Source organism: Niallia nealsonii (assembly GCF_002835805.1).
In the GTDB taxonomy this organism is placed as follows: domain Bacteria; phylum Bacillota; class Bacilli; order Bacillales; family Cytobacillaceae; genus Niallia; species Niallia nealsonii.
On sequence record NZ_PISE01000020.1, the window covers coordinates 67,485 to 78,862 of the forward strand.

The 11,378-nt window shown below is 37.2% G+C and carries 12 protein-coding genes; 5 read left to right on the forward strand and 7 right to left on the reverse strand.

The features are described from left to right. Positions 1 to 80 precede the first annotated feature (80 nt). From CWS01_RS10475 to CWS01_RS10485, 3 genes are all read left to right on the forward strand, one after another. Positions 81 to 1,535: an aminotransferase-like domain-containing protein gene (locus tag CWS01_RS10475; RefSeq protein WP_101177146.1), complete on the forward strand. Its 1,455-nt coding sequence runs from the start codon at positions 81 to 83 to the stop codon at positions 1,533 to 1,535. A 90-nt stretch (positions 1,536 to 1,625) separates the two neighbouring features. Beyond that, entirely contained in the window at positions 1,626 to 1,970 is a 345-nt protein-coding gene (locus tag CWS01_RS10480) for a MerR family transcriptional regulator (protein WP_101177147.1), read from the forward strand. Next, entirely contained in the window at positions 1,967 to 2,419 is a 453-nt protein-coding gene (locus CWS01_RS10485; protein ID WP_101177148.1) for an SRPBCC family protein, read from the forward strand. Before CWS01_RS10480 ends, CWS01_RS10485 begins: the two co-directional genes overlap by 4 nt. Positions 2,420 to 2,465: 46 nt before the next feature. Here CWS01_RS10485 and CWS01_RS10490 read toward each other — a convergent pair whose 3' ends face one another. Next, entirely contained in the window at positions 2,466 to 3,650 is a 1,185-nt protein-coding gene (locus tag CWS01_RS10490; protein ID WP_101177149.1) for an MFS transporter, read from the reverse strand. A 100-nt stretch (positions 3,651 to 3,750) separates the two neighbouring features. Further along, positions 3,751 to 4,290, reverse strand: coding sequence for a MarR family winged helix-turn-helix transcriptional regulator (locus tag CWS01_RS10495; protein WP_101177150.1), 540 nt, complete (start codon positions 4,288 to 4,290; stop codon positions 3,751 to 3,753). 159 nt (positions 4,291 to 4,449) lie between these two features. Between CWS01_RS10495 and CWS01_RS10500 the strand changes: the two genes are divergently transcribed. Next, positions 4,450 to 5,652 carry a MalY/PatB family protein gene (locus tag CWS01_RS10500; RefSeq protein WP_407938557.1) on the forward strand — a complete coding sequence of 401 codons (1,203 nt, stop codon included), beginning with the start codon at positions 4,450 to 4,452 and terminating at the stop codon, positions 5,650 to 5,652. 87 nt (positions 5,653 to 5,739) lie between these two features. Here the strand turns inward: CWS01_RS10500 and CWS01_RS10505 are convergent, their stop codons facing one another. From CWS01_RS10505 to CWS01_RS10520, 4 genes are read right to left on the reverse strand one after another with little or no spacing between them, the layout of a single operon-like run. Further along, the gene (locus CWS01_RS10505; protein ID WP_101177152.1) at positions 5,740 to 6,975 is read right to left on the reverse strand and encodes a glutathionylspermidine synthase family protein; all 1,236 of its coding nucleotides are present in this window, start codon (positions 6,973 to 6,975) and stop codon (positions 5,740 to 5,742) included. Next, positions 6,972 to 7,433, reverse strand: coding sequence for an RNA helicase (locus CWS01_RS10510; RefSeq protein WP_101177153.1), 462 nt, complete (start codon positions 7,431 to 7,433; stop codon positions 6,972 to 6,974). The genes CWS01_RS10505 and CWS01_RS10510 overlap by 4 nt, the downstream gene beginning before the upstream one ends. Before the next feature lie 15 nt (positions 7,434 to 7,448). After that, complete coding sequence (locus CWS01_RS10515; RefSeq protein ID WP_101177154.1) at positions 7,449 to 7,847, reverse strand: DUF350 domain-containing protein; 399 nt, start codon at positions 7,845 to 7,847, stop codon at positions 7,449 to 7,451. A 33-nt stretch (positions 7,848 to 7,880) separates the two neighbouring features. Then, the gene (locus tag CWS01_RS10520; protein ID WP_101177155.1) at positions 7,881 to 8,387 is read right to left on the reverse strand and encodes a hypothetical protein; all 507 of its coding nucleotides are present in this window, start codon (positions 8,385 to 8,387) and stop codon (positions 7,881 to 7,883) included. Between the two features lie 208 nt (positions 8,388 to 8,595). Here CWS01_RS10520 and CWS01_RS10525 point away from each other — a divergent pair, with 208 nt between their 5' ends. After that, on the forward strand, positions 8,596 to 10,359 hold the full coding sequence (locus CWS01_RS10525; RefSeq protein ID WP_157827626.1) for a M14 family zinc carboxypeptidase: 1,764 nt from the start codon (positions 8,596 to 8,598) through the stop codon (positions 10,357 to 10,359). 251 nt (positions 10,360 to 10,610) lie between these two features. On the opposite strand, the gene CWS01_RS10530 is transcribed toward CWS01_RS10525, so the two are convergent. Continuing rightward, positions 10,611 to 11,126: a DinB family protein gene (locus CWS01_RS10530; protein ID WP_101177156.1), complete on the reverse strand. Its 516-nt coding sequence runs from the start codon at positions 11,124 to 11,126 to the stop codon at positions 10,611 to 10,613. Positions 11,127 to 11,378: the final 252 nt, after the last annotated feature.

Below are 11,378 nucleotides of genomic sequence, written 5' to 3' on the forward strand. Positions count from 1 at the left end.
CAGATTTTGTCTCCAACCAATTGGATGGGAAAGAACCCAACCAATACGTTATAATGATGAAAAAAAGAGGAAGCATAAATATGAAAAAAAAAGAAAACTGGATTCCAAATAAGCAATCTTCCATCCCTCTCTATCAGCAAATCTATGATTATATCAAAATAAAAATTATTCGCGGCGAATGGCCTGTTGGGTTTAAACTGCCTGCGCAAAGGGAGCTTGCTGGATTATTTCAAGTAAACAGAAGCACTGTTGTATATGCATTGGATGAGTTGGCAGCAGATGGATTCCTACTGTCCAAGGTAGGAAAAGGCACAACGGTACTGAACAACTCATGGAGCTTGCTTTCGGCCGTGCCTCCTCCTGACTGGAAAGCATATGTAGAAGCAGGAACCTATCAGCCTAATCTGCCAACCGTTCAAGAGATTAACAAAGGTGAGTTTCTCCCAGGCATTATTCGGCTTGGTACAGGAGAGCTATCGCCTGATTTGCTGCCTTCACAGATGGTGCAAATGACTTTTATGCAGGAAAAGGCCGCAGAGATTTCTTTAAACTATCCAGAGCCCAAAGGAGAAATATCTCTAAGAAATGCTCTTAGCAGCTATTTAGCTAAGAGAGGAATTCAAGCTTCCTCCTCCTCCATCTTAGTTGTTTCTGGCGGCATTCAGGCATTACAGCTTATTTCGTTAGGATTATTGCCATTTGGCTCTACCATTTTGCATGAAGCTCCCTCGTATTTGCATTCTATCCAGGTTTTTCAATCAGCTGGCATGAAATTAACTGGTGTTCCAATGGATGATAGAGGCGTACTTGTTGATGCCATTTCCAGGTTAAAAAGACAGCATCAGGCGGCTTTATTCTATACAAATCCTTCTTTTCATAATCCAACAGGAAGTACGATGATTTTAGAGAGAAGGCAGGAATTATTAGCACTAGCAGCAAAGGAAAGAATGCCAATTATTGAGGATGACGTATATGGGGATCTATGGTTTGATACACCCCCTCCACCGACATTAAAGGAGCTTGATAAAGGCGGAAATGTTTTATATGTCGGAAGCATGTCCAAAGTGCTTGGACCAGGTTTGCGCATTGGATTTATCGCCGGTCCCGAATCTGTTATTAATCGGCTTGCTGATATTAAAATGCAAACCGATTATGGTTCTAGCACTTTATCACAGTTTTTGGTGGCTGAATGGTTATCAAATGGTTTTTATGAGAACTATATAAAAAATTTACGAAGAGAACTAAAGAACAGAAGAGATTTCACGTTAAATTTATTAAATCTATATATGAAAGACCTTGCTGTTTGGCATATTCCACAGGGAGGGTTTTATATTTGGCTTTCTATTCTCCCCACTATTCCAATGGGGGTTTTATTTGAAAAGGCCAGAAAGAAAGGAATTTTGCTTAACCTTGGGATTATTTATGACCATTACAGTCAGCGGCATCTGCGTCTTTCTTATTCCTACGCCAGACCTGAACAGCTAGAAGAAGGAATCATAGCATTAGCGCAAATGATACTTAGCTTAGCTAAATAACCGGATGATGAGAAAAGAACACTTTTTTTCAAGGATGAAGTTGACCATGTAGTGCACCACACAGTTTATGATGAAGCAGGGGGAAAATGATTGTACAAGATTAGTGATTTTGCAGACATGACTGGATTAACAAAAGAAACCTTACGTTATTATGCGGATATTAAATTACTTGAACCCGCTTATATTGATCCGAACAATAACTATCGCTACTATGATGATGGCTGCTTCTTTCTCGCAATCTTATTAATCAAATTAAAAAGATTAGGTTTTACCATCCAGGAAATGACTTCTGTTATGAGGGATGAATCATTTGCAAACTTAGAGGAACTGCTATTGCAGAAAAAAAATAAAATACAATCACAAATTGATAATCTTTATCTTCAAATAGAAGAAATTGATGCATTTCTCGAATCTGGAAAGGAGGAAACGGAATGATTGAATGGAAAGAGGAAACTATTATTAAAACAAATATAGAAAAGGTATGGAGTTTATTTTTTGATAAGAATATTAAAAGAATTATGCCAAAGGTAGAGGAACATCAATTGGTGGAGAAAAAGGAAACGGAAGCAGGCGCCAAACATAAACAGACCTACCGGGAAGGACATCGGCTAGAGACATATATTGTAGAAACACTCGCTTATGAGGATTTGGCTGACAAAAAGCATAAGCAAATTAGTTTTGTTTTAGGAAAGGCCTTTGAAATCACCTTATCCTTTACCCTATTAAAGATAGATGAAACACATACAAAATTTATATATACAGGACAAAATAAAGGCGTTAATTTCGTTGGCAGGTCTATGCTGAAACTTGGCAGCAAAAAAAGCAATCTAAATGTCGTAAAAGAATTTATGGAAAAAGTGAACCATGAAGCAATGATTGGCTAGACTCTTGCTTTTTTGGTTGTAGGGAGCAATCCAGCCCCCTATCATTTTAAGCTGCTTTTTTTCTAATCAAACATGCGGCGATCAGCCCTACACTCAACGTTGCAGCAAGCAAAATAAACGCAATCATGTAGCTTCCTGTATGAATAAAAGCTACTGAGATGACTGGACCAAGGCTTGTTCCCGCAAATAAAATAACAGTATACATGGAAACAGCAATGCCGCCCACTTTCCCCCCTAATTGGCCGACAAGAGAAATGATGGATGGAACAGCAAGAGCAATTCCGCTCACAAATAATACACTTACAATTGTCAGCAATATAATATTGGTGGTAAGCCCCATTAGTACAAGCGATACAACGGAAAGGGATAAAGCAAAGCGGATCACGGGCAAAATATTAAATTGTTTCGCTAATGTTCCAGATAAAGGCGATAACACCATTCCCAAAATGCCGATAGCGCGAATATACAATAGCTGCTGATTGCTGTCACCAGTAGAAATTTCCGCTAAATATTGTCCTAATGTTGTATACATGCTCACAAATGACATTAATAGCACAAATGCAATCACATAACTAAGCACAATGTTTTTATTTTTAAAAATGACGCCAATTTGCTTCAGTGGTTCAAAAATATTTTTCCCTCGGTCATGGGCAACACCTGTTGGCAATAAATAAAATAGAATAAATGCTGTAAGAACATACACAACGGCAAGAAGATAAAAAACAAGATGCCAGTTAAATGCTTGGCTGATGGTGGAGCTGAATAGCTGCCCAACAATGCCTGCTACAAGAAAGCCTGTACTGATAAAACCAACCGCACCCACTTTTTTTTCATTCGGAAAAACCTCTAATGTATAGGCAAGGGCCACCGGTGAAAACGTTGCGGCTGCAAGTCCTTGCAATCCTCTTAACCCCACAAGCAAAGGGAAAGAATTTACTGTTCCAAGCAACAATGAAATGAAGCTTAAAATAAGGAGCCCCACAACAATGACATTTTTTCTTCCAAATTTTTCCGAAATAGCTCCATAGAAAAAACAGCCTACTGCAAAACCAACTGAAAAAATGCTCGACGTGATGGCTGCTTTTGACAACGATATATGTAGTGTACTGCTGAATAAACTAATCAGAGGAATACTTACATACAAACTGGACATCACTACCATTCCTGTCCACGATAAAATAACAGTCATGAGCGTATAATTATGCTCTTTTTGTAAGGATATACTTTCCATTTAATCACCTTTTCTATTTATTTGGTTCTGTTAAACGTGACTGTTAGTTTTCTCTCCAATCAACATAGCTTTAACACAGCCATTTATTTTAAAAGAATATTTACCTTTCAACCTCAAGCCTTCCCTGCATTTTGGCATTTAACTTTTTGATTACTTTTTCAAATACTTGTTTTTCTGCTGGCTCTAAATCTTGTACTATAGAAGCACAAAATGACCAATAAGTTGGCAAGACCTTATTTACTAAACTCCGCCCTTCTTCAGTAATATGTACATGTATCTTTCTTCGGTCATTTGCGCAATGGGTGCGCATAACTAGCTTTCTTTTTTCCAACCAATCAATCATAGAAGTAAGAGAAGCGCGGCTTATTCCTAAACGTTCCGCCAGGCTTGAAGGAGTTTTCTTTTTCTCCCCATACAACGTTAATAACAATAGTAAATCTAATTTGCTTTCTGTTATGCCAAAAGGCTCGAGGTCGACATCCACAGCGTCTAATATAAAATCGCTTAGCCATAGCATCAGTAATCCCGTTTGCGCATCTTGCTTTATTACTTCCTTCGATGCTGACTCGTGGATTAATTCTATATATGGTTCTATCCCGAGTGGCGGCAAGGAATCTTCTGAACCTATTTTTTTACCCATTTTTTTCGCACCTCTTATAATTAGAATATCTAACTATAATGTATTCTAACTAATTTCTAAACCATTGGCAAGGGGCAAAAATCTTTTCCGCTCCTTCCTTGGTAATGATTTGAACTCTTCTTTGAATTTGTTTATCTTTAGATTAGATAAAATTAAAGGATGGTGGATACAGTGATTAATAATTTTGATGAAATAGTCGTTCGCCGCAGCACATACTCCGTAAAATGGGATGGAGGAACAATGTTAGAGAAAATGGGGCTCACAAAAAAATATGATGAAAATACGATCCCATTATTTACAGCAGATATGGATCTGCCTGTTCCTCAAGCCTTAGTTGACGCCTTACATAAAACGGTCGATCATCGTATATACGGCTATTCTATTTTTCCTGACGAGTACTTTGAATCTATTCAATCTTGGTTTAAGAAAAGACATGATTGGGACATCAAAAAAGAAGAGATAGTCTATAGCCCTGGAACTGTTCATGCCATTAATATGGCCGTACGCGCATTTACAGAGCCTGGAGATGGTGTTATTATTCAGCGACCCGTTTATCCTCCTTTTACTTCAGCAATTGAGAAAAACGACCGTGTTGTCATTAATAATGCCCTTATTTGTGATGAGGATGGCTATTATCGAATCGACTTTGAGGACTTTGAGGAAAAAGCAAAAGAAGACTCCACCAAATTATTTATTATGTGCAACCCTCATAATCCAACAGGAAGAGTTTTTTCAAAAGAAGAACTGGAAAAATTATCGGATATCTGTCAAGTCAACAACGTGATTATTATTGCTGATGAAATTCATGGCGATTTAATCCGCCGCGATCAAGTGTTTACACCAATTGCTAAAGTCGCAAAAAGCACAGATCACCTTGTAACATGTACTGCCATTAACAAAACATTTAACGTAGCTGGACTGCATTGCACCAATATGGTGATTCCAAATCTTGCTTTACGCAATAAAATTACCGATACAATGGGTCATCAAATGGCGTCTCCTTTCACGATTGCAGCACTAATTGCCGTTTATAATGAAGGGGAACAATGGCTAGAAGACCTAAAGGAATATCTTGATGGAACAATGGAAATGGTTAAAGCATTTATGGATGAACAGATGCCGAAAGTAAAAATAACCATCCCTGAAGGCACTTATGTTATGTGGATGGACTTTAGCGCATACGGTCTTTCCGATGAAGAAATTCATGACCGCATCTACAACAAGGCAAATGTATTACTGCAAATGGGCAATAATTTTGGGGAAGAAGGAGTCAACTTCCAGCGCATTTGCGTCCCTTCCCCGCGTTCGATTATAAAAGAAGCGCTTGAGCGCATCTCCCGAGAGTTTGCCGATTTGAAATAGACAATAGGCTGAACCAATTTATTTGGTTCAGCCTATTGTGCCGAAAAAGTTTAAAAACAAAAATTTAGGCTAGACAAATGAAACGGTTCAGCCCTTTTTCACTCCAACAGGCAAGTAGTAAGAAAGATTATTCGTAATTGTTCCCCCAACACGGTAGCCAACGGCAGATGCTTTGCCATTTATTAAAAAACTTCCAATCAACAGTTTTCCTGTCTGCGGTCCTTTTTCACTTGCAAAAATCTTTTCTGGATGTTGGATATACTGCTGATATATAGGCAAATAATCTGTATAGGACTGTTCCTTTTCTGCATACGCAAGGCTGCCATTTGGATGATAAATCTCGACCGTATCTCCTTCACGGCCAAAAGCTGGTTTTTTCACATAGGCAATACTCTTTTCTAGGAAATAATCAGGCTCTAAGAAAGTCGGCAAAAAGTAGTCCTTTATCCATTGATGTTCTTCTTTTGTAAAATAGGCATGATTTTTTTGATGCAATCCCCAGATAACCGCTTGTACCGCTTTGTTCTGCATTAAAAAAGCGGATGGAGGGTTAATAAGATCAATCTTTCCCTTTTCTGCCAATTCAAGCAGCCATAGCCCAATCTTATTGCCATCCTCATCTTCATCAGCGATTAAATTTTCAATTGGAAAGGTCTGCCTATACAAAATATGTATTCTTTTTCCTTCTTCATCAAAAAGGCCGATCCCTTTTTCGATTTGCAGTTTATGAAGAGGAATAAACCGGGAAGGTACCCCCGACAGCTTTTGCAAATATAGAACAGTTTCTCTATCCTCGAGATTATCTTCATGTGCTGTAAATACGATAGACAGTTCTTCAATTGGATATTTTTTGCTAAGTTCATTAATTGTTTTAATAATTTCTCCACCTAGCAGCCTATCCTGATTTTTATTTGGATTTTCCTCTCCGAACTGTTCACAAACAAGCCCATTCACATGAAAAAGTTCTTTAATAAATGTTGGTGTATCTGCATTTATTTCAATACATTTTACACCTTCCCTTGATGGAATAAGATCAAGACGAGAAATCACACTTTCTGATATCATCGTTTTTAAGCGCAGAAACGCATGGGTCTCTTGGGGGAACCCCAATTCTAGCAATGTTTCTTCGGACACCTCTCGAAGAAGCTTATTTGTTTTAAAAAAGATGGACCCAATTCTGTTTGTAGCTGTGCGCACCTGTCTGAGTTCTTCTTTTTCTATTAAAGAAAGATCATAAAGGGCATATTCTTCGTTATAAAGATCTGCCCAGAAATCTTCTATCCTGCTGTAAAACTCTGCTCGTTGCTTTTGATAGGAATTCACGCCAGATCCTCCCCGATATCTTTTACATAAAGAACATAGACGCGGCGATCCTCATCTATTTCTGTAGATGTTACTTCTTTTTGCCCATTGTTTGGAATATCGACAATGTCTTTTAGCAAATAACGGATCACATCAAAGTGCGCTTGACAAGGAATGGATGCAAGCAAACGATAATTCTCTGATTCGCTATGGCGGCGAAATTCAATATGGAGCCCTCTGCCCATATAGTTTTTTTCATCCATAACATGTGGATTTCTGCCAATATCCTTTAGAACAAGAATTTCTTCGTCCCCATCCATCTCATTCGAAATCAGCTCATACTGCTGCCCGCGCATAATAAAATAGGTGCAAAGCTGGCGGGCATACAATTCATCGATGCCAACTTTCGCAGCATCATATTCATAAAATGGCCGATAATCGTCATTTCCTTTATCGATAAAATAAGTGAGCTTCTTCACTGTTCTCCCGCCTTTTTAATAGGATAAACATTTCGCCACAATCCATCCAATAGCAATGGACAAAGAAAACAATAGTGCTCCAACGGCTTTATTATCTTCTTCAATTGCTTGGTGAATGCTAAAACGAATCGTCACTAGTTCTGCCAAAATAAATACTAAGATTTGTACAACAATACCAATCAATCCCCATATTGCCATATCAATCAGCGACACCGAATATTCTGCTGCTGCTCCCAGGACAATCGCAAGGCCAATCACTTTCCCCCCTAATACAAGACTTGCGCTCAAGTTATTTGCCGCAATTAGTTTCATTTCCTTTAGCTTTGGGGTGCTGACCATAAATAAAACAATGCCAATAAGCAATAAAAGCAATGCAACACCTAAGTAGGAGGCAAAATTTATATATAAGTTCATGTCTGTTCTCCTTTTCTTTTTAAAATAGAGGCGTTATCCTCCATAACTTTTTGATCCGCTGCCAAAGCCTGAACTTCTTTTTACAGAAGTTTTGTTTCCTTTATCTGTATCCACGGAAGAGCTTTGATTAATGGAACTATTGTTGTCTGATGAATTAGAATTAGTGCTTGAATTGGTCGAATTATTGCTGGATGTAGAGCTCGAGTCTGATGTGCTTGTTTTTGCTGCTGAAGCTTTAGCTGCTTTAAAAGCACTGCTGTTCCTTAAAGCCGTTCTCGTATTATAGAAATGACCGCCATAATAATAATGGCCATAATGACTTGAGGAACTATCATCACATTCCCACACTTGATCATACTCATCCCATTCCCAATCGGTACAGTTAGAATCCATTGGAGGATCTGGAATAGTAGAGCTTGAGTTTGAATTTGAGTTGGATGTTGTTGTATACTCCTCGTTTGTCTCGTTATTGCATGCCGCAAGATTCAGCAAAAAAGTCGTCGAAATAATTCCTGTCATTACTTTATTTGTTTTCCCCATTGTTATCACCTCATTTCCTGACTGTGTATCATACGTATAAGAATTAAAAAAGATTCCTTCCATTCGATAAAAAACGCATGCTCTATCCCATTTAATTATAGGTTGGAATATTTTTCAATACTCTCTAGAAAATTTATACTCTATTAAACTCTCTATTATTTTATATAATGGGAAATAGACAGAGAGAGATTTTTGAGGGGGAAAAAAATTGAAAAAGCATGTTCGTATACTAGCAGCAATTATTTTACTGCTTGCTTTCGGATTATTTACGATTCCAGCCAAAGCCGCTGGAAAAGAAATCGTGAATCCAAATCAGGCTTACAGCTACAATCAAATGGTGGAAGATATAAAAAAACTGCAAAAATCCTATCCTAGCCTTATTGCTTATAAAGTGATCGGCAAATCGGAATATGGCCGGGATATTTATGCCGTTTCACTTGGAAAAGGGACTGCTACTACTTTTATCAACGGTTCCCATCATGCCAGAGAATGGCTTACCACTAATTTAAATATGTATATGTTGGAACAGTACGCTATTTCTTATCAAAAAAAGACAAAAATCAATGGCTATGATACTCAAAAGATTTTGGCCAATACAAAAATCTGGTTTGTGCCAATGGTTAATCCTGATGGAGTTACACTGCAGCAGCAAGGATTAAAGGCATTTCCTAAGAGTGCACATGCTGGATTAATTAAAATGAATGATGGCAGCAAAAACTTTAAACGCTGGAAAGCCAATGCTAAAGGAATTGACCTAAATCGTCAATATGATGCTGGATGGAAAAATATTTCCAACAACGCAAAAGGTCCTAGCTACAGTCATTATAAAGGCAAAACACCGGCTTCTGCTAAAGAGGTAAAAGCAATCCTTTCCTTTGTAAACTCTATTAATCCAGAAATGAGCGTAGCCTATCATACTAGCGGAAAAATTTTATATTGGAATTATAAACAAACAACCCATTATAAACGAGATTTAGCCTATGCAAAAAAAATCGGCAAAATGACAGGCTATTCTCTTGTCTATTCAGGAAAAAATCCTTCTGGCGGCGGTTTTACCGACTGGTTTATCCAAACAAAAAAACGACCTGGCTTCACACCAGAAATTTCAAAATATTATAAAGATACTAATCCGCCGATTTCAGAGTTTGCAGGTTCATGGAAGGAAAATAAAGGGGTTGGATTATATGTAGCACAAGAAAGCTATAAACTATATGACAACCGAAAGAAAACAGAGAAAGACAAGCTGGAAAAAGAACTTAAAACCATACAAGCATCTGCCAGAAACTTAAAAAAATATTATAGTACAAATATAAAATCAGAAAAGAATTTAACTATTTCTAAAGCTTTTACAAATGACTATAACAAAGTAAAAAATAATCGAAAAAGACTAGAGTCAAAGAGCAAAAAACTTCCTTTGAAATATCAAAATCAGCTCGCCGGCTACTATAAAGAAATTAATAAGCATCTCGAGCATTCTGATCGTTATTTTGCAATGATAAAGCAAGGGGACATACTAGTTAAAGATGAAAAAGATTTAGTTGCTTTATTTAAGAGTGGAACAATGACTACGAAAACAGTTGCATCTTCTGAAAAATTAGCAAAATCCATTGGAAAAACAGATAGCTTGATCAATAAAACCGCAGATAGCAGGATTAAAAAGTTGGCTCAAAATAAATATACCAAAAAGGCAAAAGCAACAAAAAAGAATACCGACTATGAAATAAACCGCTATAAAGTCTCGAATGAAATGGAAGAAGAATTAAATAAAAAACAAATAGCGGCTGCAAAGAGGAGTTTAGCCACATTAAATAAAGTAGAAAAAGACAGCAAAACTACTAAAACAAAAGAAAAATATGTCACCTATCAAAAAGTGGAAAACTATTTAGCAAAAAGAAAACAAACATTGGAGCAGCAATTAAAAGACTTGGAAGAAGAACAGCAAAAAGACGTACAAACAGAAACTGCTTCCTAGTCCCAAAATAGCAAAAGAGAATTATTTCTTTTGCTATTTTTTGATAATAGAGACTCACGTATAGATAGCGAAGGATCCGATGGACACTAATAATCCTATAAATTCTTTTTATTAATGATTTTCCTTGGCTCAAAAAAAATAAAAAGCACCTGAATATACGATAATTTCTAAAAGAATTTATCGTATATTTAGGTGCTTTCATTTATTTGTTATGAAACAAGCACTCTCATTTTTTTAGATTTATATCCAATTCATCCCAAATATCTTTCTTCGATAATCTTCAGATGATGCAGCTCATGTCCTGCAATAATATAGGCAATCGCATTTGCAGAAACTTCCCCATTATTGGCATATCCTTTTCTTTTCGGTGCCCCTTCCGGCAATCCTTTTAATAAAGCAAGTGTAGACATGCGCACTGCTTTCAATTCTTCTACTAAATCTATCATTGTGCGCGTCGTAAATTGCCCTTCCTTCACATATGCTTCATCGTCATAGCCTGCAAGAGAAGTTAAATCGCCTCTTGCAATCCGAAGTGCCCGGTAACCCATAATCCGCTCTGTTTCTGTTAGATGCCCGATCACTTCTTTAATGGACCATTTTCCTTCTGCATAACGAAAATCAGCCTGCGCATCAGTTAACCCAAGAAAAAAAGCAGAGGTTTTACCGATTTGCTCCCCTAAATGTATAAGCACATCTTCCTCTGGCACTAGCTGAATATAGTTATGATAATAGGCTGGATATTCTTCTCTCACTGGTTTTGAAAACATTGGTTGCTTCCTCCTTTTTGTCGCCGCTAATTAACTATCTACCTTATTCTATTCGGCTTTTTTTTATTATTTCCTCCTTTGTTTCAAAGGGGTTAAGCTTAACCTGCTATAAAAATTGATACTGGAAAAATTCAAAAAAAGAAAAGGAGATAACAACCTATCCTAGATTGTCAGCTCCTTTTTCACTTATTAGCTTCAAAATAATGTTTTTATAAGCTCTCTACTTATTAATATCTTAACGCTTCTAACGGA

Coding starts and splice junctions, on each gene's coding strand:
- CWS01_RS10515 (WP_101177154.1), bottom strand. CDS start 7,847: ATGAACTTATATATAAATTTTGCCTCCTACTTAGGTGTTGCATTGCTT.
- CWS01_RS10495 (WP_101177150.1), bottom strand. CDS start 4,290: ATGGGTAAAAAAATAGGTTCAGAAGATTCCTTGCCGCCACTCGGGATA.
- CWS01_RS10485 (WP_101177148.1), top strand. CDS start 1,967: ATGATTGAATGGAAAGAGGAAACTATTATTAAAACAAATATAGAAAAG.
- CWS01_RS10500 (WP_407938557.1), top strand. CDS start 4,450: ATGGTGGATACAGTGATTAATAATTTTGATGAAATAGTCGTTCGCCGC.
- CWS01_RS10530 (WP_101177156.1), bottom strand. CDS start 11,126: ATGTTTTCAAAACCAGTGAGAGAAGAATATCCAGCCTATTATCATAAC.
- CWS01_RS10475 (WP_101177146.1), top strand. CDS start 81: ATGAAAAAAAAAGAAAACTGGATTCCAAATAAGCAATCTTCCATCCCT.
- CWS01_RS10520 (WP_101177155.1), bottom strand. CDS start 8,387: ATGGGGAAAACAAATAAAGTAATGACAGGAATTATTTCGACGACTTTT.
- CWS01_RS10490 (WP_101177149.1), bottom strand. CDS start 3,650: ATGGAAAGTATATCCTTACAAAAAGAGCATAATTATACGCTCATGACT.